The sequence below is a fragment of the Shewanella sp. 125m-1 genome, from assembly GCF_052977065.1.
On the sequence record NZ_JBRILT010000032.1, the window covers coordinates 36,632 to 60,241 of the forward strand.

The following is a 23,610-nucleotide window of genomic DNA, read 5'->3' on the forward strand; positions in this document are numbered from 1 at the left end:
TAGTGAAATTCACCAGCGCTTGGTGAGTTTCACTAATATCTTTTATTGTTTGAATTTTACTCATCCACACAAAACTGCCTTTTACGGTTATTCCCCTTTAAAAACATATTGTTATTTGATTTTTGTAAAGTTGGCACACAGCTTGTATTAGTTACTATGTAATTAACTATTATGTAATTAGTTACGATGTAATTAGCTCTTACGTAATTAAGAACCATACAACTAGGTGAAACTCGAAAAGGAATCCATTATGTTTAATTCTACTGTATTGAAAACTGTTAAAGCTTCTCTATTCACAGCTGTACTTCTAGCGGCAAGCACCACTGCTCAGGCTGAAAACTCAATCATTACCGATGTGGCTAACAACATCGAAAAGAATATTTCTTCGCAGATGCAAGAGATGATGAGTAAAGCGCAAACTGAATTAAGTCTGTCTATCCAATCTCAAATGTCTGAAATGATGTTCGATTTAGGCAGTGAGCATGAATTAGTGAATGAGCAGTTAACTGCAACAAACAATGATAAGCCGTTAGTAACAAGTGCTGTCATTAAGGATTAATCATGTGGTTCTTTGCTCAGTTTATAGCATTGCTACTACTGCCAGTGATTAGTTTAGTTATGTTTGCTTGTTTAGTGTGTTCACTAGAGTGGCACAAATTAGAAGATTAGTAGAAAAGGGAGTTTGTTATGGGTGATATTGTTGATCGATTAAAAGATCCACGTTCATTAGTATGTGGTGTGGCAGCGGCAATGGCTGATAAGTTTGATTGGTCTTGCATGTGGACCCGAGTGGTCTGTGCTGTAGCTATATTTTGTAATCCAGCTATGGGGTTGCTTACTTATTTTGTATTAGCTTTAGTGCTACCAAAATGGGAAAAGCCATGTTGATGCCAGTGTGTAAAATAGTGAGCAAGAGGAAAATTGAATGAGAGTGCTGACCCCCTCGAAAGGCATCACCATAATTTGTTATCAGCTGCATTGTCATTATCCGGTGATAATACCCATGAAACACGGATGCTAACATTGATAATTAGCATCCGTATCTACTGGATGAAGCAAGCGCATTAAAGCTAAACATATTAAAGCTAAGCGCAATAAATCTTAAACCTTAACCGATTAACGATTTAAAAATGCAGCAAATCGAGCTTTAGCCTCATCACTTGCAAGTCTCGCCTCAAACTCTATAAGCTCTTTTTCCATCTGTATTCGTACAGCATCCTTGTTATAGCGTACCAATTTTTTTGTTGTTTGCAGCGATATAGGCGGCAAGGCCGCTAATTTCTGGGCACGATTAAAAGCAAAATCAAAAATGCTTTCATTGTCGATGATGTCGTTAATTAATCCATAAGACAGTGCTTGTTCGGCATTAAAGCTTTCTCCTAGCATCAACAGCTCGCTTGCTTTTGCTTGCCCTACCACTTGTGGGAGTAACATGCTCGCACCCGCTTCAGGGACGAGAGCCAGTTGCACAAAAGGCAGCTGAAATTTAGCGCTGTTATCGGCATAAACTAAATCGCAATGCAGTAGCATGGTCGTTCCTATACCAACGGCTGCACCGGTTACGGCGGCAACGACAGGTTTTTTAAGTTCTAACAGGCAAAATAGGAAGCGAAAAGCTGGGTGTTCAGCACCTAAACCACTATTTTGTAAAAAGTCAGCAACATCATTACCGGAAGTAAAACAATCTGCTTGACCGCGAAACATAAAGGCTCGAATTTCATTGTCCGACTCACCTTGGATAAGGTATTCTGTTAGCTGTGTATACATTTGTAGGTTAAGCGCATTACGCTTATCCGGACGATTAAACGTAATAATACGTACCCCATTATCGTCCCTAACCTGAATCGTGCTCATTCGTTATGTCCTCATTTTACGAATTGGGTTTACATGGAGTTTAAGACATTGAAGCTAATATTCAAACAACTGTTTAACCTTGTTCTTTTGAGCTGTTTGTCGTTTACAACTTATGCGCAAGTGGTACTCGTTGATGGCTATGTACGCGCTATGCCTGCAACCGTACCGAACAGCGCAGCATATATCACTATTGAGAATCATGGTGATGCGACTCGCTTAGTCGCTGTCGATGCTCCCTTTGCTAAAGAAGCGCAATTACACACGCTAATAGAAGAAGATGGCATGATAAAAATGCGTCAAGTTGATGGCTTTGACATAGACTCTCATGGACGCCTCGAACTGTCTGAATCAGGAAATCATATTATGCTAATGGGATTAGTTGCGCCGTTAGTTATCGATTCTAGCGTTGATATGACGCTTAAATTTGCAGATGGAACAAAGCAGAAGATTAGCTTACCCGTTAAGAAACAAGCCAAACCAAGCGATAGTGCTCATCAGCATCATCACCACTAAGGAGCAAGTCAAATGCAAGTGACATGGAAGAAAGTCTTAGCAGCCGTTATTGTTGTTTTTTTGATTGGTTATCTGATTAGTGTCTGGTGGAGTGTTGAGCCTGAACCGATTGAGCAAAACGCATATAACCAGCAGAGTGTTGACAATGTTATTGGTTATGCAACAACGAGCGCATTGATTTTGACTATTGAAGCTTTGTTGGATAAGCCTGGTGGTTGGCTGTCAAATGATGTGACTCCTCCTGCTATTTTTATGGATAACATGCCTGCATTTGAATTTGGAGCCATTGAGCAAACGCGAGATCTTGCGTTGATCATGCGCAAAGAGTTTAGTCGTTCACAGTCACAATCAACGGCTGACAAAGATCTACTAGCGGCGCATTCAAAACTGAATATTGAGCACACAAGTTGGTTAGTCCCTAGTGCTGAGAGTGAGTACCGTGACGCTGTAAAGTTACTCAAGCTTTATCGTGCTCGCATGACGGCTACTGAAAATCCTGATGCGCAGTTTTATGCTCGCGCCGATAACCTCAATGAGTGGCTTAAAGAGGTGCAAAAGCGTTTAGGCAGTATGTCGCAAAGGTTATCAGCAAGCGTAGGGCAGGAGCGATTAAATACCGATCTATCAGGCGATAGTTCTGCCAGACAATCTACACCTGGCTATGATGCGCAAGAGATCAAAACCAGCTGGTGGGAAATTGATGACGTTTTTTATGAGACTCGTGGTGCCACCTGGGCGTTACTGAATTTCATGAAGGCTATCGAAGTCGATTTTGCCGATGTACTAGAAAAGAAAAATGCTCAAGTTAGTCTGCGTCAGATTATTCGTGAGCTAGAAGAAACACAACAACCTGTTTGGAGCCCAATGATCCTTAATGGTTCTGGATTTGGGGTTGTCGCTAATCACTCTTTAGTGATGGCAAACTACATCTCCCGCGCAAATGCTGCGGTTATCGATCTAACTAACTTATTGACTCAAGGTTAACTATGAAAAAGACGTTATTGGTATGTGCCCTATTAGGTTCATTTGTGGGCACTTCAGCTCAGGCTGCTACTGTTTTAGGTTTTAAAGTCGGTGGCGACTACTGGAAGGCTGATACTAATGGAACTTTTGCTGAGAAGGGTCAACCGCAGCAAGAGTTTAATTATAAAGACTCTTCGCAAGGAAGCATCTGGGTTGCTGTTGAGCATCCAATTCCGCTAGTGCCAAATGTGAAGATTAGACAAAATAGCCTGAGCGCTGATGGCAGTGCGGATGTCACGAATTTTAAGTTTGGTGACCCTATATACACTGGCGTGGTGACTACTGACACTGATTTAAGCAATACCGATTTCGTGCTTTACTACGAGATCTTAGATAACGATATCGTTGCGCTTGATTTAGGTGCGGCTTATAAGAAGATGGACGGTAAGTTCCGCGTCAATAACAGTGCTAATAATGGCCGCGAAAACTCTCAAAAAAATATCGATAGCGGCATTGTAATGGGTTATATCGACGCGCAGGTTGGTGTTCCAGGTCTTGGTCTTTATGGTTTTGCTGATGTAATGATGGGCGTTGATGAGTCTAGCGTTTATGATTACTCTGTCGGCCTTGGCTGGAATTTTGACGGTGCAGCATTAGATTACCGTATTCGCGCCGGTTACCGTGACTTTAAGTTTGACGTTAATGGTTTCGATGGCGTAACGGCTGACATGCAGTTTAAAGGTTACTTTGCTGGTGTTGAACTCGTATTCTAATCATTTAGCATTCTAATTCCAGCGATTCTTAATACTAATCACTATTAAGAATCGCACATAAAAAAACCGCCATTTGGCGGTTTTTTTATGTTTAACAAGACGAGTTACTGAGTTTTTACAGGAGCAGTAAGGCCATTGTTAATTGAAGCAACATCATCTTCGTTTAATGTACCAGCCGCTTGCTTAAGCGCTAGAATAGAGTTGATGTAGCCATAACGTGCGTCAGATAGCTTACGCTTTGAGTCATATAGGTTTCGTGTACTGTTCAATACGTCAACAATGGTACGTGTACCGACTTCAAAACCAGCTTCAGTGGCCTGTAGTGCACTCTGTGAAGAGATCACTGATTGCTCGTAAGCACGGATAGAGCTGATAGAAGCGCCGACGTTGTTAAAGTTATTGCGTACATTTTTAACCACTTGACGGTGCGTCTGCTCAAGTTTTGCGCTTGCTTCTACGTATTGGTACTGTGCTTGATTAACTTGTGAAGAGACTTTGAAACCTTCAAAAATAGGAATGCTCAGTGTTACACCAACCGTGCCGTTATCAAACTGGTCACTACCATTCATGGCAGGCTTTTGTTCAATCCCTTTATTGTAACCGGCATTTAAGCTTAGTGATGGCATGTGACCCGCTTTATAAAGCGTGATGGTTTCTTCTGCAATATCTTTTCCGATACGCGTTGTCATCAAGTCAATGCTGTTGGTTTCTGCGATCTTAATCCAATCATTTGAAGATGCTGGTGCAACCGCTGTTGCTGAAAAGCGATTCATATCTAGGATATCGATGCTCTTATGATCAATACCTGTAATTTCACGTAGTGCTTCGTAGCTATTAGCAAGGGTATTTTGGCTTAGGATTTCTTGCGCGTTAGCTAAGTCATACTGAGCCTGTGCTTCGTGTACGTCAGTGATTGCGGTCAAACCTACAGCAAAACGTTGTTTAGTCTGCTCTAGCTGACGTCCAATAGCACGCTTTTCTGCGCCTTGAAACTCATAGTCATCCATAGCGGTTAACACGTCAAAGTAAGCGTTAGTTACACGGATAATAAGGCTCTGTAGCGACGATGCGTAAGCAGAATCTGCTTGAGAAGCGGCTTTTTCGGCTAGGTTTAAGCCTACCCATGCGCTGTGATCGTAAATCACTTGATTAAGCGTTATGCCGCCAACAATACCACTTGAGTCAGCACTCGGGTCATTCCATGCTTTGTCGTAACCTACATTTGCACTGATGGTTGGTAGTAGTGGCGCACGGTTTTCTTCAATCTGTTCATACAAAGCATCACGTTGGGCTTGAGCTTGTAGCACAATTGGATCACTGGTCAATGCTTGTTGATATATTTGTAGAAGGTCATCAGCATTAGCTGCTTGTGCGGTAGCTGCAAGTGTCAGTGCGGCACATAGAGAACGGATCTTGAATTTCATTTGCTGTCCTTTTTAGACAAAATTCTCCATTGAGGAGCGAATTTAACTTGTTATGTTTAGCTTTGCCTTACCTATAAAACTAAAAGTAAGACGGTTTGCGCTTCCCGACGCTTCCCAATACATCTAAACTTAGTGGTTAAATAGTAAAAACCTACAAATTCTAAGTCAACTCAGAAGTGTAACAGTTTTTAATCGTTATGATTAGTACTGCTTTCATCATAGTATTAATTTTTTTGTTTGAATTTATTGTGGCATAAATACCTTTATAAACAAGTATGTTTAGGATGAAAAATGAACAGTACCTTTAATCGCAACGACGTAGAGCTTCTCAGTAAGAAAACCTTGTATAAAGGTTTCTTTAAAATGGATGAATATCGCTTTAAACACCGCTTGTTTGCCGGGGGCTGGAGCGCTGAGGTGTCACGTGAAGTGTTTGAGCGTGGTCATGCGGTAGTGGTGCTACCTTACGACCCCATTACCGACCAAGTGGTATTAATCGAACAGATCCGAATTCCGGTACTTGAATGTGCTAAATCACCTTGGTTATTTGAGCTGGTGGCCGGGATGATTGATAGCGGTCAAACATCAATGGATATAGCGCATCGAGAGTTAAAAGAAGAAACCGGATTAACCGCTCAGAGTATGAGCAAGGTTAATGAATACTTTTCAAGTCCGGGTGGAACGAGCGAGCGTTTTGACTTTTATTGGGCTAAAGTGTGCGCCGCAGATGCGACGGGGCTTCACGGTCTAGATGAAGAGCATGAAGATATTCGGGTGCATGTTGTCAGTCGCGAGCAAGCGTATAACATGGTGGTAGAGGGACGAATAGATAACGCCTCTACGGTAATAGGTTTGCTCTGGTTGCAACTTAATTATCAAACAATCACCAAATAATCCACTAAACAAGTCGATTAACGATAAACCGCCGTATTAAAGCAATTAACGAGAAAGTGTTGGAATGTAGTCGTGTCAAATATCGTCTTTGCAAAAAATAAAAAATATCAGCCTAATGTCAGTCAGTTTTTGGCGCTTTGTGGGCGTAACTATATGCACATTCAGCGCTGGCTAACCCTTGAACCGTCAGAGGGCATGCAATGGCGGGTAAAAGGCGAGTTTGGTCAGCTCGATGTTTGCTTGCTAGAAAATACCAAATACACTCAATTGGTACAGATCTCCCGCTGCATCGGTAACCATCAGCTGATCTCAACGCCTAAAGTTTCTGTGCGCATTTACCATGATGCTAAATTAGCAGAAGTGTTAACTAGTCAACAGATTTACCAATTGCGACCAGTGTATGATTATCCAAATATGCATATGCATCATCGGGATGAAAAGTACCAAGTCAATGCTTTTCTAGAAGAGTTATTGAAGATTGATAACTTAACTAAATTTGTCAGTTGATCTAATTATTGGGTAACTAATTTGCTAAAGACGGCTATCTCTTATTCAATTACTGAAGCTAAGAGTGTGAGAATCGTGCAAGTCACAGATCCTCACCTGTTTGCCGATCCCGAAGCTCAGCTACTCGGCGTTAATACTGCTCAAAGTCTTGGGGCAGTACTTAATACTATCTCAGCTGTAAACTATCCTGCCGACTTCATGCTGGCAACCGGTGACATTAGTCAAGATTACTCCAATGAGTCGTATCACAATTTTGTCGATGCTATTTCTCCTTTAGGGCTCCCTTGCCATTATCTTCCCGGTAATCATGATGATCCACGGATCATGAATCTACATATGCAAGGGCCTAAAGTATTTGGTCAAAAGCGTATTTTGGCTGGAAATTGGCAGATCCTTATGTTGGACTCGACGGTAAGAGGGCGCCCTGGTGGCCATATGTCCACTGCCGAGTTAGGCTTGATTGATAGCGCGATAGCGGCTGAGCCTGAACGTCATACTTTACTTGTTATGCATCACAATCCGGTTCTTGCTGGCTGCACCTGGCTTGACCAACACTGTATGGATAATGGCAGCGACTTCATTGAAAGAGTTGTCCAGTATCCTCAAGTAAAAGGTTTGTTGTGGGGGCACATTCATCAAACTATCGATACTGAGCATAAAGGTCCTCATGGTGCCGTTAAACTGATGGCAACCCCATCGACCTGCATCCAGTTTAAGCCCAAGTCTCCATACTTTGCCCTTGATGCACTGCAACCGGGATACCGTTTGCTGGAGCTTAAATCCGATGGTAGCATTCTGACTAATGTTTACCGGGTACCTGGCGAAACATTTTCACCCGATAAAGATGCTGGCGGTTATTAGATAAGAAAAACCGCAGTGTGAGGAAGTATGCTGCTATATATACATGGATTTAATAGTTCTCCCCTTTCTGACAAAGGTGTGGTTACCGCGCGTTTTATTGCGCAACATCACCCCAAGCTGAATTTTCAACAGCCGCAACTGCCCAGCGAACCGCTAGAAGCGATGGCACTTTTGATCGATATTATTGAAAAAGCCAAAGCTGAGGGAGAGTCTCTAACCTATATTGGCTCTTCGTTAGGCGGATATTTCGCAAGTTATTTGGCAGAAACTTACGGTGGACGCGCAGTTTTAATTAATCCTGCGGTAAAACCGTTCGAACTGTTTGATGAATTCATTGGCACTCAGTACAATCCCTATACGGATGAGACCTACCAAGTCGTTGCTGAACATAAGCAAGACGTCGCGCGTTACAATACGCCCGCAATATTAAATCCAGATCGCTTTTATGTGCTGTTACAGACAGGCGATGAAGTGCTCGACTATAAACAGGCCGTGCAGAAATATCACTGCTGTAAGCTCTTAATAGAACCGGATGGGGACCATAGCTTTATTGGTTATGAGGCCCAGCTTGCTTCTATCTGTGAATATCTGTTTTCTTGACAAATAGACCCGTAGGGCCGCAACATGGCCTGAATAACATAAAAATATGTGTGCCATGACAAACCAATACACCTCAGATGCTATTGAAGTCCTAAATGGACTCGACCCTGTAAAACGTCGCCCCGGTATGTATACCGATACTTCGCGCCCGAACCATTTAGGACAGGAAGTCATAGATAATAGTGTCGACGAGGCATTAGCTGGGCATGCCAGCCGTATCGACGTTATTTTGCATGCCGACAATTCCCTGGAAGTCACCGATGACGGCCGTGGTATGCCTGTTGATATTCATCCTGAAGAAGGGATCCCAGGCGTTGAGCTGATTTTAACTAAGCTGCACGCGGGCGGTAAGTTCTCCAATAAAAACTATCAGTTTTCAGGGGGTCTCCACGGTGTGGGGATCTCAGTGGTAAACGCGCTTTCAAGTCGCGTCGAAATAACCGTGAGACGTAATGCTGAAGTCTATGAGATGGCATTTGAGCACGGTGAAAAAGTTGAAGATTTACATGTAACGGGTACCTGTGGTCGTCGTAATACCGGTACCAGTGTTCATTTTTGGCCAGATCCTAGCTACTTTGACTCTGGCAATTTTTCGATTTCCAAGCTGACTTATTTACTTAAAGCCAAAGCGGTACTGTGTCCCGGACTGCGGATTAAGTTTGTTAATAAGCAAACTAATGAAACCCAAGAGTGGTTTTATGAAAGCGGCTTAGAAGATTACTTAAAATCGTCTATCAATGGCGTGCCTACACTGCCTGAAGTGCCATTTGTCGGTAGCTTTGCTGGTAATTTAGAGGCTGCAGATTGGGCGATTACATGGTTACCTGAAGGTGGTGACTACCTAAATGAAAGTTACGTAAACCTTATTCCAACCCCACTTGGCGGTACGCACGTAAACGGCTTTAGGCAAGGTTTGCTTGAGTCTATGCGTGAGTTTTGTGAGTTTCGTAACTTGATGCCGCGTGGCATTAAGCTAACTCCTGAAGATATTTGGGATCGAAGCACCTTTATTTTATCAATTAAGATGCAAGATCCGCAGTTTGCCGGTCAAACCAAAGAGAAACTGTCTAGCAGGCAGTGTGCGGCGTTTGTATCGGGTATCGTACGCGATGCATTTAGCCTCTGGCTAAACACCAATACAGAGCAAGCAGAAGCCTTGGCTGACATGTGTATTAATAATGCACAAAAGCGATTGAAAGCGGCAAAGAAGGTGGCGCGTAAGCGTATTACTTCAGGCCCAGCTTTGCCGGGTAAGTTAACGGACTGTAGTGGCCAAGACCCAATGCGCGGCGAGCTGTTCCTGGTGGAAGGTGACTCTGCGGGCGGTAGTGCAAAACAGGCCCGTGATCGTGAGTTTCAAGCGATTATGCCGCTACGTGGTAAGATCTTAAATACCTGGGAAGTCGATGCTTCACAAGTATTAGCCTCGCAAGAAGTACATGATATTTCGGTGGCGATTGGTTGTGACCCAGATAGTGCGGATATCTCAGAGTTGAGATATGGTAAAATCTGTATCCTTGCTGATGCGGACTCGGATGGTCTGCATATTGCCACACTGTTGTGCGCGCTCTTTATGAAGCACTATCGAGTGTTGGTGGAGCTGGGACATATTTATGTGGCTATGCCACCACTGTTTCGTGTCGATATCGGCAAAGATGTATTTTATGCCCTCGATGAGGCGGAAAAAAACGGTATTCTTGATAGAATTACCGCAGAAAAACGGAAAGGAAAAGTCCAAGTTACACGATTCAAGGGATTGGGTGAGATGAATCCGCTGCAATTACGTGAAACCACTATGGACCCAAATACGCGTCGATTAGTGCAATTAACCATAGATGATGCCGATGACACAATGGCACTTATGGATATGCTTTTAGCCAAGAAACGCTCTGGAGACAGAAAGACTTGGTTAGAGACTAAGGGTGATCTTGCCCTGCTCTAATCGGTAGTTTGTGATTTTAATCAGACAAAAGAATAATAATGACGTTTGAAAACTATCGAAATCAAATAGCTGTTGGGATGTCGCTGCTTTGCGCTCACTTTATTTTTAGCTGTAGTGCCTTAGCGGCCGATCCAGTGATGATCACTGTATCAAAAGGCTTTGGTTTAACCTTATACGCCTCCAATCTTGGTGATGCTAAGCAGTTGGCGATAGGCGACAAAGGCACTTTGTTTGTCGGCTCTTATCGAGACGGTACTATTACCGCTTTGGTTGATGCCGATAACGACGGGCGTGTAGACAAACGTTATACGATAGCGAAAGGCTTAGATTATCCTGAGGCGATCGCATTTCATAACGGTGCGTTATATGTCGCTGAACAGAGACGTATTTTACGCTTCAATCAAATCGAGTCTCGACTAAAAAGGCCGGGACGTCCGAAAGAAGTTTACGACCGCTTGCCGGGCAATAGTAAGAAAAGCCGCCGTGCCATGCAATTTGGCCCAGATGGGCTGTTATATATTGCTATTGGAGCCCCCTGTAATGTGTGCGAATCAGAAGCGCCCTACAGCAGTATTATGGCGATAGATATTGAAACTGGTGCGAGTGAGCAAATCGTTACGGGTGTTAGAAAGGTACTTGCCTTTGATTGGTCTGTTGAAGATAAGCAGCTTTGGTTCGCTGATAATGGTCGTGACTGGATGGGGGATAACCTACCACCGGATGAGATTAATAAAGTTGAACGCAAAGGAAGTCATTTTGGCTTCCCATATATTCATGCTACCGACATTATAGAGCCCGCATATGATAAGCCTAAAAACTTAAAAGTGGTTGCGCCAAATTACGAGTTACCCGCTCATGTTGGCGCTAAGGGGCTGCATTTCTATCGTGGTACACAGTTCCCTGAACGTTTTCATAATCAGATGTTTGTTGCCGAAAATGGTTCTTGGAACCGTTCAAGTAAAGTGGGCTATCAAGTGGTTATGTTAGAGATTAACGATGGCCAAGTTAGCAAAAGAAGCACTGTAGTGAGTTTTTTAGACGGAGAGTTTCCCGTCGCTAGACCATATTCATTGGTCACTGCACCCGATGGTGCTATGTATATTTCTGATGATCTAAAGGGCAATATTTACCGTTTGTTCTATAGAGACTCAGCAAAAAATCAGTCACAGGATAATGATTAATGAGTGATGCGATAGATTTAAGCCTTGATGGCGTTGAGCAAATGCCTCTACGCCGCTTCACGGAAGAGGCATATCTGAACTATTCCATGTATGTCATCATGGATCGTGCATTGCCACATATTGGCGATGGACTTAAACCCGTTCAAAGACGCATTATCTATGCAATGAGTGAGCTTGGCTTATCGGCTCAATCTAAGCATAAGAAGTCAGCTCGTACAGTCGGTGACGTTTTAGGTAAATATCACCCTCATGGTGATAGTGCTTGTTATGAAGCGATGGTATTGATGGCGCAGCCTTTCTCGTACCGTTATCCGTTGGTTGATGGTCAAGGTAACTGGGGGGCGCCCGATGATCCTAAGTCATTTGCGGCGATGCGTTATACCGAAGCGAGACTGTCAAAGTTTTCAGAAGTATTACTCAGTGAGCTAGGACAGGGTACGGTTGATTGGGGCGTTAACTTTGACGGCACCATGAAAGAGCCACTGGTTTTGCCTGCACGCTTACCGCATATCTTACTTAATGGTATTACTGGTATTGCCGTTGGTATGGCAACTGACGTTCCACCGCATAACGCCAAAGAGTTGGTGGGCGCGTGTGTAGAGCTACTAGATAACCCCAAAGCCGATTTAGCGCGCTTGATGGAGTTTGTACCAGGGCCTGATTATCCGACCGAAGCTGAAATTATTACGCCTGCTGCCGATATCGCTAAAATTTACCAGACGGGTCGAGGCTCGATTAAGGCTCGCGCTGTTTATACGGTAGAAAATGGTGAAGTCGTTATTACCGCCTTGCCTCACCAAGCGGGTAGTGGCAAGATTTTAGAGCAAATAGCGGCGCAAATGCAGGCTAAAAAGCTACCTATGGTGACGGATCTACGTGATGAATCTGATCATGAGAATCCTGTTCGTCTTATCATAGTGCCACGTTCTAATCGTGTTGATTGCGATCAGATGATGGCACATCTGTTTGCCACCACCGATCTGCAGAAAAGCTTTAGAGTTAACCTTAACGTATTAGGGCTAAATGGTCGTCCGCAAGTTAAAGGCTTGCTAGAGCTATTAACTGAATGGCTCACATTTAGAATGACGACGGTTAAACGCCGTTTAGAATATCGATTAGATAAAATTTTAGCGAGATTACATATTCTAGATGCTTTGATGATTGCATTTTTGAATATCGACGAAGTGATTGAGATTATTCGTTATAACGATGATCCTAAAGCTGAATTGATCTCTCGATTTGATTTATCAGATAAGCAAGCCGATGCTATTTTAGATTTGAAATTGCGTCACTTAGCAAAGCTTGAAGAGTTTAAGATTAAGGGTGAGCAGAGCGAGCTTGAAGAGGAACGTGACAAGTTACAATTATTGTTAAGCTCTGAGCGTCGAATGAAGACGTTGATCAAGAAAGAACTTATCAGAGACGGTGAAGATTACGGTGATGAGCGTCGTTCGCCACTCGTTGAGCGTACAGAGTCTAAAGCGCTAACTCAGCAAGAGTTGGTCGCAGTAGAATCTGTTACGGTTGTGCTGTCTGAGAAAGGTTGGGTGCGCTGTGCTAAAGGCCATGATGTTGATGGTCAGACTTTATCTTACAAAGCAGGCGATAGCTTCTTACGCTCTGCTCAAGGGCGCAGTAATCAACCGAGCGTGTTTATTGACACATCTGGTAGGGCATTTGCCACCGAAACCCATACCTTGCCGTCAGCACGATCTCAGGGGGAACCTATTACAACTAGGTTTAATTTAGCCCCTGGAGCGACCATGGAGCATTTGCTTCTGTCTGATGAGGAGCAATGCTACTTATTAGCTTCTGATGCGGGTTACGGCTTTATCTGTGCCAACAAAGACATGGTGTCGCGTAATAAGGCGGGCAAGGCGCTGCTGAGCTTGCCAGCTAATGCTAAGGTGTTGTTGCCACAGAAGGTGGATAAGTCAAAGGCACAGTCGATATTAGCGATTACCAATGAGGGCCGTATGTTACTGTTCTCACTTGATGCGCTACCTCAGCTTTCTAAAGGTAAAGGCAATAAGATCATCGGCATCCCTGGCGAACGAGCTAAGAGCCGTGAAGAACTGCTATTGCATTTGAATGTGATCCCAGAAGATACTGCGGTTACCCTGTGGGCTGGTAAGCGCAAGCTAACCTTAAAGCCGAGTGACTTGGAGCATTATCGTGGTGAGCGTGGCCGCCGTGGTGCTAAGTTACCGCGTGGCTTGCAACGTGTTGATAGCGTAGAGCTAGGAGACGGAGAGCCTGTAATTTAGGGTTTATTTATCTAGCCGTTAAACAAAAAATGCAGCCCATTGGCTGCATTTTTTATGAATCGTGTTTATGCGACTTCGTAGAAATTCGGTTCGATATCAACTTGTCGTTGGATGATCTGCGTCGCCATCTTGGCACATTTCCCACATTGATCAGCCACACCAAGACGCCTTTTAACGTCAGCTAAAGAAGAGTCACCTTGGCTAACAGCTTCTTTAATCTGGGTATCAGTGATTGCATGGCAAAGACAAACGTACATGGAATATCATCTCTAAATCGAACATGGCCCGAAGTATAAATGGAAATGATTCTCAATGCTAATAACGACTAGATATAGATATTGGTCATTTCATCTAAGCCAGTTATTAAAAAGCGTGCTTAGCTCACATTATTGTTATGGTTGCCGTATTGCTCATATTTTGTGCGCCACTGGACGTTAATTAGTAACCACGCTCAAAGTGCACTCTATGGGAAAGCTGTTCGCCGTTTATCCACTTGTGGAAGTTTTTGCTAAAAATCTCTACCACCTGCTCAGGAAAGCTAGGCGCCGCAATATGCGGTGTAATGATAACATTGTCCAGGGACCAAATTGGATGCTCTTCTGGCAGAGGCTCTTGATTAAATACATCGAGAATCGCCTGTTGCTCAGGGTGCGAAATTAACTGTTGATAGAGCGCGTCTAAATCCAGTACATCTCCGCGACCTAGGTTAAATAGCACGACCTCTTCTTTGAGGAGCGACAGGGTATGCTTGTCTAGTGCGCCTCGTGTTTCAGGTGTGCTGGGGAGGATACTCGCAACCGCATCGGCTTGGGGTAAATAACGGCTAAGGTTGGCTAAAGTATCAACTTCATCAAAGCTTTTAGTGGGTTTAGCTCCACGGTTAATGCCAATAACATGCATACCAAAGTGCTTGGCTGTTTGAGCAATATGCTTGGCAATTGAGCCAGTACCTAGTAACAGTAATGTTTGTCCTTGTAGGGTTTTAAAACTGCCAGGTAACCAGATTTTCTGCTCCTGTTGGGTCTTATACTTACGATGCTGCCTTTGGTAGGCCAGCAGGTAACCAAACAGATACTCACTCATTAGTGGTCCGAAAATGCCTCTCACATTGGTGAGCTCATAGTCTTTTCTTTGCCTAGGTTTGACCAGGGCGTCGACCCCCGCGAAAGTCGATTGCATCCATTTTAAATTGGCAGCATGAGGTAGCAGCGGAGCGGCCAATTGTGGTTCAGCTAACCAGATATCGGCATTAAAAATACTTTTAGGATCATCATCTAAAATGAGCGTGTTAGGAAGATGGCACGAATTTAATAGTTGGCGATAACGCTCATTTTCTCTGGTAAGCAATAGTAGCTTGTGTCCCATACTAACTCCCTATATTCTACATTTATCTTTGTTTTAACTTGCTTGGCCAATGTCTAATCTAATATCTAATGCTATTGAATTTCTTAACTATTTAGGCGGATTCATCACCCCTTGGCTAGCTGAAGTTTCAACGGCAATTATCGCTTGCTGTCTGGTCGTGTTTGGCGCTGATATTAATCGTTTTTTACGTCGATATTTTGCGGGGCGCTCGTTTTTGCTACGCACACTTATTTTTGTGATTGTGAATGCATTTGGCTATGGTTTGATTATCATCAATTTAAGCCCATTGTTAGCGCAATATATGGCCAAAATACCCTTACACTGGTTATTTGTTTTGCTTGTGACCATTTTCTTCGCTATAGGTAGCTGGGCACAACGCAATAGACAAGTTTAAGTTGTTAATTTTAGTGTAGTTTATTTTTTTTACTTTGTGCAAATCAGCGAATGTCTCGCTTGCCAGAGCCGCTATTTTTTCGCTAGATGAGTCAGTGCTCGGTCTGGGTAATTAGTGAATATCCCATCGACCCCCATTCGCTTTAGCATGTCGAGATCGTCAAGATTATCTACAGTATAAACATACACCTTGGCACCTCGCTTATGGGCATCATCAACCATCTCTTGGGTCGTAAAACTTAACCCTAAATGGATTGAATAGGCATGGAGTTGACTGACGATATGAGCGAGCTCGAGTGGCACACCTTCGATTAACGGTGCAACTAACGCATCTGGAAATTGCTGTTTAAAGCTCGCTAGAAACGGATGATTAAACGATGAGATCAATAGCTTGTCAGCGTCATACTTAAGTTCACTAAGAAGTTTTGGGTAGAGAGCCATAAATGCTTCTAGGCAAGCTAGTCCCTTTAGTTCAATGTTGACTAAGGTATTGTGGGGGTTAAGCAAGCTTAACACTTGGATTAAGCTTGGAATTGATTCACCATCAATGGTCACTAAGCTTAACGCCTCCTTAGTGAATTGTTCAATAAGACCCGTCCCTGAGCTTTTCGGCTCTAGGCGCCTATCATGAAATACATACAGCTCATCTTCGACTAAGTGGATATCAAGCTCTACAGCCTTTGCACCTAATTCAACGGCTTTGGCAAAAGCTGCAAGACTATTTTCAGCCACATAACCGCTGGCGCCGCGGTGAGCAAATATCATCATAACGAGTTCTCAATAATCTTGTGTTTAGGTTCTTAACAAGCTTTGTACGTCCTTACTCTGGGTAGGGGACAGATGTACTTCAAGCTGCGGATAAGCAAGCTCTAGGTCGTTCTCTCGTAACTTCTTGCTAATCTGCTTGTGGAGTTTATGTCTTAATGGCCAGCGTGCACCCATGTCTTTAGCATAAGCTCGAACTTCAAAGTCTTGGGTGTGTTGGCCAAATCCTGCAAACCAAACTTCAGGTTCAGGTGAAAGCAGTGCATCATCACATTCTTGTACCGCTTGATAAAGTGCCGCTTCAACACGCGCAGGATCGGAGTCTCGTGCAACAGAAACATAAACAATAACGCGTGTAATCGGGTCTGATAGAGACCAATTAATCAATTGTTCAGTAATAAAGGCCTTGTTGGGCACGATGATCTCTTTGCGATCCCAATCGACGATCGTCGTCGCTCGAATTTGAATTTTACTCACGGTACCGGTTAAATCACGAATGGTGACTGTGTCGCCTATTCGCACAGGCTTTTCAAATAGAATAATCAAACCTGAGATAAAGTTTGCAAAGATCTCTTGCAGACCAAAACCTAAACCAACCGACAGTGCCGCCACTAACCATTGCAGTTTCGACCATTCCATCCCTAAGGTTGAAAAGCCACTGAGTACACCAAATAATATGACTAAATAACGGCTTACAGTCGTTAGAGCAAAACCCGTGCCCTGACTGAGATCTAACCTCTGTAGAATGGTTAGCTCAATAAGGCCAGGTAGATTAGTTGCTATCATCATCGAAAAACCGACGATTATTAGCGATAGCAGCAGGGACTTAAGGGTGATTGGGATCTGTTGCTCAATACCATTAATCGTGGTGTTGCTAGACCATAACGTGACGCCATCAAGTAATGAGAACAGTGCGGTATGAGTTTGGGTCCAGAGACCAACAATACTGGCAAGAAACGCGAGTAGTAACAATGAGCGTACTAGCCCTAAAGACTGACTAGAGATGGTTTCCAGATCGACCGTCGGTTCTTCATAGGTATCGACTTGTTCACTCACACCGACATCACCTTTTTCACGTTGCGCGAGTACTTCTGCACGTTTGGCTTTGGCGCGATCGAAGGCGATACGACGACGTTCAATTAACATCCAACGCTTAATGAGATGGTAAAGCAGTAGGAAACCAAGGCCAAAAATTAATGATAGCTGCAACTGCAGGAACATCTGGAATGCAGTGTAGTAATAGCCCTGAAATGCTAGAACTGCACAGGCAAGCGGCATAATGATTAACATGGCCCACAAGAGTTTTTGAATGAGCTTTTTGTTTTTGCTGTGTTCGGGAGTGGTTTGTTTGTTCGATAGGCTGAGCATATCTTTGTAAAACCAAAACAGCATTAAACAGAAAATGATAAATGCACCACGGCCTAGGCTGTTTCGAACCAATGAAGTATCGATGATCTCAGTAAAGGCCATGATGGCAAAAAATGGGGTAGCCATAATGGTGAACTGTCTGAAGCGTTCTTGTCCCGATCTTACAATGCTTTTAGGGGCTTTAAAGTGATTGATCAATAAGCCTCTGTCTAGGGCTAGTAGATACACAAATCGATAAAGTTGATACAAGATCCCAAGGGCCATGATCCCCATGCCAATTGCGGAGACGAAATTATGGCTAGAAAGGTGGAAAATGCCACCTGCTAGTACTATTGGTAGCGGTTTTAATAGGCTATAGAAAAATGAGTTAACCAATACATGGAAGGTGTAAATAAACTTATCTTGGGTAACGTTACCCACAAAAGCGAGTTCGCGGCGCATGGCGGATTTAAACTTAGGGGTTAAGATATCCTGAGCGACAAGGCTAACGACAAATAGGATCAGCCACCAAGACCAAAGCGAGCTTTGATCGTTAAAAGAGCTTTGCATCTGATTCCAAGGTGCTTGTTGCAGCATCCATTGGATACTTTGATGCAAGTCGGTGATCCACAGACCTCCAATACTGTTTGCATTGGGGACCCAGAATAGATGTTCATTTAATGTGCTTTTTAGTGTGAGATATTGCTGATTAAGTTGCTCATAGCTAACTCTAAGATCGGCCAGTTCACTTAAATATTGGTCATAACTTTGCAGCAACTGCTGCAATAACATGCCTTGAGACGATAACAGTTTGGCTTGCAATGAGTTATCGGCGCCAATATCTATCACTTGCTGACTATTAAGAGTTTGCGCTTGTTCTACCTGATATCGAGCAAGTCGAGTATTGGCAATTTCGTTCTGTACAGGATCCTGATTTGGCGGCTTAGGCAGTGCTTGAAGCATCTGTAAGAAACGCTCACCAAAGGCGGAGTTGAGCTTAATCCAGCCAATCTGCTGTTGAATAGTGGTTAACTGTATGGCTTGCGCTTGATACAGGGCTTCGGCTTGTTCTTGTTGACTCAGTGCTAGGCTTATCTTGTGATTCAGTTTTTTTAAACTTTCGCCATAAAGCAAGTTACTGTCACTGAGCTCTTGGGCTACGGGGTCGTGGTCTTTACCACTGGGTAAAAGACTGCCAGCAATGGTCGCTTCAGTGCGAGCTTGCCTCTGTAGCACGATTTGTTGATTCAAGCGTTCGATCAAAAGTTCTTGCTGAGCGAGTTGCTCACGTACCAACTTTAACTGTAACTGATTAAGGTCTATCTCTTTTTGGCTGCTTGCGAGTAATGCTTCTAAGGTCTTAACATGTTGTTGGTACAGTTCGCCCTGAGCCGTCAAAATTTGGTTATTAATCGTTTGTTCTTTAGCTATGCGGATTTTTTTGTGCTTTTGCAGCGCAGCTCTAGCTTTTACCAATGCATCTGGGAGTTCATTATGGGATTTAATCAGTGCATTGATTTTTTGACTAAGGCTTATTTCTACTTCTTTCAATTCCGACAAGCGTAGGTATGCGAGTGATGCTTGTTGGTTAATATCTTTTTGATTTGATGATGTGAGTGGCTTCTGTGCATCTTTTATTTGATTGAGCAGGTTTTGTTTATGCTTATCAAAATTTTGCAGTAGTTCACGGGCACTATTTTCAGTGAAGACAAGATCGTTAATTTTATCCTGTAATAGGCTCAATTGTTCTTGTGGCGTCGACTCGCTACTAGAGGGAGACAGGCCAAGGCGTTTCTCTATTTGGAGTGGGGAGTTCGCATTAGCGGATAAGGCGAATAAGCACAGAAAGAGTAATAAAAAACGATGCATGATAAGAGTACGAACAAGGCAAAAAGGACTTGCTCATAGTAGCCAAGTTATCGTGATAAATAAATCGCTCTATGTACTCTTTTTTGCTCGGTTTGATCTGTGACTTTGTTGGGTTTCAAATAAGGCCGTTGCGACGACTAGCATTCCACCAATAATCGTTTTCATTGCTAAGTCTTCACCAAGCACGAATAAAGCCAGCATGGCGCCGTAAAAAGGTTGCAGGCATGAGACTAATCCTACCGTTTTAGCGCTGAGTAATCTTAATGCTGAAGTAAATAGCGCATGAGGGGCAGCGGTAAACACTACGCCTAATAAAATAATTAACCACCATACATTTTGCTCTATGGTATTAAGCTCGACACTTAACCATGGAGCCAGAAAGAATGCAGCAACTGAGGTCTGATAGAACATGGCTTGCTGGCCGCTATAGGCGGTAAAGTATCGCTTATGTAATAGATTGCGGGCTGTAAATAGTGCCGCAGATAAAATACCGATAGCAATACCTAAAGTCACCTCGTTACCTAGACTCGCCTCCGGGATCAGTAAAGACACACCAATTAATACCACCACGCCACTGACAACATCAGCCAGTTTAAGCTTTGTTTTGGTAACGATAGGCTCAACCAGTACGGTCATAACCGGATAAGTAAAAAAGGCAATCATGCCTATGGCAACCGATGATAGCTGCATAGAGGCAAAATAGGTGACCCAGTGCAAACTAACAAGAATGCCTAGACCTATGGCAATAAAGTAGTCTTTACCAGCATTGAGTGACAGGCGTTGTTTACTGAGCTTTACGATTAAGGCTAATACGGTGGCAGCGACAACGCAGCGTAGCAGGGTGATATCGAGTGCGCTAAGAGGGATAAGCTTTGAAAACAGCGCGGTGCCGCCGAAAAGTAGCACCGCGAAGTGAAGTTCTAACAGCCCTGTTTTTTTATTGTCCATTCATACCTTAGAGATTAGTCTTCGATTTTTGCAAAAGCTTGACCCATACGTGTCACGCTTTTTGGTTCTACTCCAGTAGCAAATTCATCGAGGGCATCTTTAGCGAATAACATCACTACAGTGCTACCTAGCTTAAAGCGGCCCATTTCAGCGCCTTTATCAAGCGTCAATGCATTAGGGCCTTCAGTTGGGTAATCCCAAGTGAATACTTTTTTGCCTGTTGGTGGTGTGACTGTACCTGCCCAAACTGTTTCAATGCTTGCCACAATTGTAGCGCCAACTAATACCATGGCCATAGGGCCGATTTCAGTTTCGAAAATAGCGACAACACGCTCGTTACGTGCAAATAAACCGGGCACGTTTTCAGCTGTTAATGGATTAACAGAGAAGAGTTCACCAGGAACATAAGTCATCTTAGACAAGGTGCCTTTAATTGGCATGTGAATGCGATGATAGTCTTTTGGTGCAAGGTAAATTGTGGCAAAGTCGCCGCCTTCAAAACGCTTAGCATCATCAGCCTGATCACCTAGCAATGCAAGTGAAGAATAATCATGTCCTTTGGCCTGAAAAATACGTCCTTCTTTAATCGGGCCGAGTTGGCTAACTGCGCCATCTACAGGGTGAACGATATAATCATTGTCATCACATAATGGACGAATCCCTGGTTTTAATGCGCGAGTAAAGAAGTCATTAAAACTTGCATAAGCAGTGGCTTCTGGCTGCGCGGCTTCACTCATATCAATTTTATACTGCTTGATAAACCAGTTAATAGCGGCTGTCGTCACTGACCCCATTTCTGCAGCGGCAAGTTTGCCTACAAGGCGAGAAAGCAAATGCTTTGGCATCATGTACTGCAGGGCAATTTTAACTTTATCCAATTTTAATATCCTTTAATCTTTCACCTATTTTGAGGTGCTATCTGTTTTTAATAAAGCGGGTGGGCCATTTTCACAAGTGGGCTGCGTTAAGTGCAGCGTCACTCAAGTTTGCCATCGTACCGCTTTATCTATTTTGATTTGACAGTTATCGAGTCGTTATTATTCGTCTGGACCCGCTCTAAAATGACGGGCATGTCTTTGCTCGTCTAAGCTAGCAATAATACGGTGGTAGTTATTGTATCTGTCTTCGGTGATCTCACCGGCTTTAAAAGCTTCGGTAATTGAGCAACCAGGATCATTTAAGTGTTTGCAGTCTCTAAATTTGCAAGTGCCTAAATAGTCTCTAAATTCAATAAAGCACCAGCCCACTCTGTCTGCAGGTAAGTGCCAGAGCGCGAATTCTCGCACACCTGGTGAGTCAATTAAATCTCCGCCAGTTGCAATATGCAGGAGTTTAGCTGTGGTGGTTGTGTGTTGACCTAAGCCAGAGTTTTGAGAAATATCTCCGGTGATTAGTTCTGCATCCGGCATCATGGCATTAATCATTGAAGATTTACCGACACCCGATTGCCCCACAAAGACACTGACTTTGCCATCCATTAACGCGTGTAGCTGCTCTACACCTTCACCGGTTATGCTGCTTACGCGGTAAATCTGGTATCCAATGGCTTTGTAGCGTTCAAGTGCAGCATCGATTTCAGGCGCTTCTTCAGGCGTAATTAAGTCAACTTTATTTAAGATGATGACAGGTTGGATGCCTGTGTCTTCAGCTGCAACTAAATAACGGTCGATGATTTGGGTAGTAAACGCCGGCTGTGTAGAGGTGACAATCAAAATCTGATCGATATTTGATGCAATGATTTTCACGCCATCATAAAGATCCGGGCGTGATAACAGCGAATGTCTTGGATGAACAGCCTCTACAATGCCTTCGATACGGCTAGCGCCCGACTCACTGGTCAAGGCTAAACGAACGATAACTTTATCACCGGTGACCAGACTTTTAATATTGCGTCGAATATTACAGCGAGCAAGATGTCCTCCGTCGGTCTCAACGTCAGCGTGCTGACCGAAACGGGAAATAATGGTGCCTTGCTGCTCAGGGCCTAACGTACTGTCTTGTAAGTCAGTCGTTTCGCCTGCGTCGTGGCTCTGTAATTTCTTTTTTTGGTTGGTCCGCATTCTGCGTAATTGACCATGGCTTAGCGGTTTCTTTTTGCTCACGTATTAGTCTTCAATGATAAAGGTGATTTTGTGTTGCTTAAAAAAGCAGTATGATACACGGTCTAAAACAAAAAAGCCTGAATTTAGGCTAACAGGAATAACAGGTCGCTTTATGGCTATAGATGAAAACAATCTGATTTGGGTCGATTTGGAAATGACAGGGCTAGAGCCTGACGTTGACAGAATTATTGAAATTGCCACAATAGTGACAGATAAAGAGCTCAACATTATCGCGCAAGGGCCTGTTTTTGCTATCCATCAGTCAGATGAACAGCTTGCTTTGATGGATGACTGGAACCAGAAACATCATGGTGAGTCTGGCCTTGTGGACCGCGTAAAAGCGAGTACTGTTAATGAAGAGCAGGCTATTGCAGAGACTATTGCCTTCTTATCGCAATATGTACCCGCAGGTGTTTCACCTATGTGCGGTAACAGTATTGGTCAAGATCGCCGCTTCTTAAATCGTTATATGCCAGCTTTAGAAGATTACTTTCACTATCGCAATATCGATGTGAGTACAATTAAAGAGCTAGTTCGTCGCTGGGAACCAATCGCGATGGAAGGTTTCAGTAAAAAGAATACTCACCAAGCATTACAAGATATCGAAGAATCTATCGCCGAATTGCAGTTTTATCGAGCGAAAGTATTTAGAATTTGACCAATCAGTCAGTTTATTTGCAAGAAGGGGTTGCACCGTAGGGATATTTTCATATAATGCGGCCTCAACTTTTCGCTAAGCACCAAACTTAGTGATTACTGATAAAAGTTGAAATGCGACATTAGCTCAGTTGCTAGAGGAAAGAACGATACCTTTAGTGAGTGGTTACAAGCTAAGATGCAAAATTAAGATTTATGCGACATTAGCTCAGTTGGTAGAGCGATACCTTGCCAAGGTATAGGTCATCGGTTCGAACCCGATATGTCGCTCCAAATTAAAACTTATGGGATGATTACATTCGGTAAGTAAAAAAGATTTACGCGACATTAGCTCAGTTGGTAGAGCGATACCTTGCCAAGGTATAGGTCATCGGTTCGAACCCGA

At 43.4% G+C, this 23,610-nt stretch carries 23 protein-coding genes and 1 tRNA gene; 15 read left to right on the forward strand and 9 right to left on the reverse strand.

The features are described from left to right. Positions 1-250: 250 nt before the first annotated feature. A complete protein-coding gene (locus tag ACVBIK_RS14095; RefSeq protein WP_447159603.1) occupies positions 251-559 on the forward strand; it encodes a hypothetical protein in 309 nt (102 codons plus the stop codon). A gap of 128 nt (positions 560-687) precedes the next feature. Further along, on the forward strand, positions 688-888 hold the full coding sequence (locus ACVBIK_RS14100; RefSeq protein WP_447159602.1) for a PspC domain-containing protein: 201 nt from the start codon (positions 688-690) through the stop codon (positions 886-888). Positions 889-1,116: 228 nt separating this feature from the next. Here the strand turns inward: ACVBIK_RS14100 and ACVBIK_RS14105 are convergent, their stop codons facing one another. Then, the gene (locus ACVBIK_RS14105) at positions 1,117-1,854 is read right to left on the reverse strand and encodes an enoyl-CoA hydratase-related protein (protein WP_447159601.1); all 738 of its coding nucleotides are present in this window, start codon (positions 1,852-1,854) and stop codon (positions 1,117-1,119) included. A 33-nt stretch (positions 1,855-1,887) separates the two neighbouring features. Between ACVBIK_RS14105 and ACVBIK_RS14110 the strand changes: the two genes are divergently transcribed. From ACVBIK_RS14110 to ACVBIK_RS14120, 3 genes are read left to right on the forward strand one after another with little or no spacing between them, the layout of a single operon-like run. Next, the gene (locus tag ACVBIK_RS14110) at positions 1,888-2,367 is read left to right on the forward strand and encodes a copper chaperone PCu(A)C (RefSeq protein ID WP_447164496.1); all 480 of its coding nucleotides are present in this window, start codon (positions 1,888-1,890) and stop codon (positions 2,365-2,367) included. 12 nt (positions 2,368-2,379) lie between these two features. After that, the gene (locus ACVBIK_RS14115) at positions 2,380-3,351 is read left to right on the forward strand and encodes a DUF2333 family protein (RefSeq protein WP_447169937.1); all 972 of its coding nucleotides are present in this window, start codon (positions 2,380-2,382) and stop codon (positions 3,349-3,351) included. Between the two features lie 2 nt (positions 3,352-3,353). After that, positions 3,354-4,103 (forward strand): TIGR04219 family outer membrane beta-barrel protein, encoded by a 750-nt coding sequence (locus ACVBIK_RS14120; protein ID WP_447169938.1) that lies wholly within the window; start codon positions 3,354-3,356, stop codon positions 4,101-4,103. A 104-nt stretch (positions 4,104-4,207) separates the two neighbouring features. Here the strand turns inward: ACVBIK_RS14120 and tolC are convergent, their stop codons facing one another. Further along, the gene (gene tolC / locus ACVBIK_RS14125; protein ID WP_447159597.1) at positions 4,208-5,527 is read right to left on the reverse strand and encodes an outer membrane channel protein TolC; all 1,320 of its coding nucleotides are present in this window, start codon (positions 5,525-5,527) and stop codon (positions 4,208-4,210) included. A 291-nt stretch (positions 5,528-5,818) separates the two neighbouring features. Between tolC and nudF the strand changes: the two genes are divergently transcribed. From nudF to parC, 7 genes are all read left to right on the forward strand, one after another. After that, on the forward strand, positions 5,819-6,421 hold the full coding sequence (nudF, locus tag ACVBIK_RS14130; RefSeq protein ID WP_447159596.1) for an ADP-ribose diphosphatase: 603 nt from the start codon (positions 5,819-5,821) through the stop codon (positions 6,419-6,421). Between the two features lie 72 nt (positions 6,422-6,493). Next, positions 6,494-6,928: a DUF1249 domain-containing protein gene (locus tag ACVBIK_RS14135; RefSeq protein WP_447159595.1), complete on the forward strand. Its 435-nt coding sequence runs from the start codon at positions 6,494-6,496 to the stop codon at positions 6,926-6,928. Between the two features lie 21 nt (positions 6,929-6,949). Further along, the gene (gene cpdA, locus ACVBIK_RS14140) at positions 6,950-7,789 is read left to right on the forward strand and encodes a 3',5'-cyclic-AMP phosphodiesterase (RefSeq protein WP_447159594.1); all 840 of its coding nucleotides are present in this window, start codon (positions 6,950-6,952) and stop codon (positions 7,787-7,789) included. A gap of 27 nt (positions 7,790-7,816) precedes the next feature. Further along, positions 7,817-8,389, forward strand: coding sequence for a YqiA/YcfP family alpha/beta fold hydrolase (locus tag ACVBIK_RS14145; RefSeq protein WP_447159593.1), 573 nt, complete (start codon positions 7,817-7,819; stop codon positions 8,387-8,389). A 55-nt stretch (positions 8,390-8,444) separates the two neighbouring features. After that, positions 8,445-10,331, forward strand: coding sequence for a DNA topoisomerase IV subunit B (gene parE, locus ACVBIK_RS14150; RefSeq protein WP_447159592.1), 1,887 nt, complete (start codon positions 8,445-8,447; stop codon positions 10,329-10,331). Between the two features lie 77 nt (positions 10,332-10,408). Then, positions 10,409-11,512 carry a PQQ-dependent sugar dehydrogenase gene (locus ACVBIK_RS14155; RefSeq protein WP_447159809.1) on the forward strand — a complete coding sequence of 368 codons (1,104 nt, stop codon included), beginning with the start codon at positions 10,409-10,411 and terminating at the stop codon, positions 11,510-11,512. Next, on the forward strand, positions 11,512-13,779 hold the full coding sequence (parC, locus tag ACVBIK_RS14160; RefSeq protein ID WP_447159591.1) for a DNA topoisomerase IV subunit A: 2,268 nt from the start codon (positions 11,512-11,514) through the stop codon (positions 13,777-13,779). The genes ACVBIK_RS14155 and parC overlap by 1 nt, the downstream gene beginning before the upstream one ends. A 65-nt stretch (positions 13,780-13,844) precedes the next feature. On the opposite strand, the gene ACVBIK_RS14165 is transcribed toward parC, so the two are convergent. Both ACVBIK_RS14165 and ACVBIK_RS14170 read right to left on the reverse strand, forming a co-directional pair. Beyond that, entirely contained in the window at positions 13,845-14,036 is a 192-nt protein-coding gene (locus tag ACVBIK_RS14165; protein WP_447159590.1) for a bacterioferritin-associated ferredoxin, read from the reverse strand. Between the two features lie 181 nt (positions 14,037-14,217). Next, positions 14,218-15,144: a D-2-hydroxyacid dehydrogenase gene (locus ACVBIK_RS14170; protein WP_447159589.1), complete on the reverse strand. Its 927-nt coding sequence runs from the start codon at positions 15,142-15,144 to the stop codon at positions 14,218-14,220. Between the two features lie 49 nt (positions 15,145-15,193). Here ACVBIK_RS14170 and ACVBIK_RS14175 point away from each other — a divergent pair, with 49 nt between their 5' ends. Next, positions 15,194-15,538, forward strand: a complete 345-nt coding sequence (locus tag ACVBIK_RS14175) for a DUF3392 domain-containing protein (RefSeq protein WP_447164494.1) — start codon at positions 15,194-15,196, stop codon at positions 15,536-15,538. Positions 15,539-15,609: 71 nt separating this feature from the next. Here ACVBIK_RS14175 and ACVBIK_RS14180 read toward each other — a convergent pair whose 3' ends face one another. From ACVBIK_RS14180 to rsgA, 5 genes are all read right to left on the reverse strand, one after another. Further along, a complete protein-coding gene (locus tag ACVBIK_RS14180) occupies positions 15,610-16,305 on the reverse strand; it encodes a glycerophosphodiester phosphodiesterase (RefSeq protein ID WP_447159587.1) in 696 nt (231 codons plus the stop codon). Between the two features lie 24 nt (positions 16,306-16,329). Continuing rightward, on the reverse strand, positions 16,330-19,518 hold the full coding sequence (locus ACVBIK_RS14185; protein WP_447164493.1) for a mechanosensitive ion channel domain-containing protein: 3,189 nt from the start codon (positions 19,516-19,518) through the stop codon (positions 16,330-16,332). Between the two features lie 69 nt (positions 19,519-19,587). After that, positions 19,588-20,466 carry a DMT family transporter gene (locus tag ACVBIK_RS14190; RefSeq protein ID WP_447169939.1) on the reverse strand — a complete coding sequence of 293 codons (879 nt, stop codon included), beginning with the start codon at positions 20,464-20,466 and terminating at the stop codon, positions 19,588-19,590. Between the two features lie 14 nt (positions 20,467-20,480). Continuing rightward, entirely contained in the window at positions 20,481-21,344 is an 864-nt protein-coding gene (gene asd, locus ACVBIK_RS14195) for an archaetidylserine decarboxylase (RefSeq protein ID WP_447159584.1), read from the reverse strand. Positions 21,345-21,503: 159 nt separating this feature from the next. Next, positions 21,504-22,568 carry a small ribosomal subunit biogenesis GTPase RsgA gene (rsgA, locus tag ACVBIK_RS14200; protein WP_447159583.1) on the reverse strand — a complete coding sequence of 355 codons (1,065 nt, stop codon included), beginning with the start codon at positions 22,566-22,568 and terminating at the stop codon, positions 21,504-21,506. Between the two features lie 112 nt (positions 22,569-22,680). Here rsgA and orn point away from each other — a divergent pair, with 112 nt between their 5' ends. Both orn and ACVBIK_RS14210 read left to right on the forward strand, forming a co-directional pair. Continuing rightward, complete coding sequence (gene orn, locus ACVBIK_RS14205) at positions 22,681-23,226, forward strand: oligoribonuclease (RefSeq protein ID WP_447169940.1); 546 nt, start codon at positions 22,681-22,683, stop codon at positions 23,224-23,226. 196 nt (positions 23,227-23,422) lie between these two features. Next, positions 23,423-23,498: transfer RNA gene (locus ACVBIK_RS14210), tRNA-Gly, on the forward strand. The last annotated feature ends 112 nt before the right edge of the window (positions 23,499-23,610 follow it).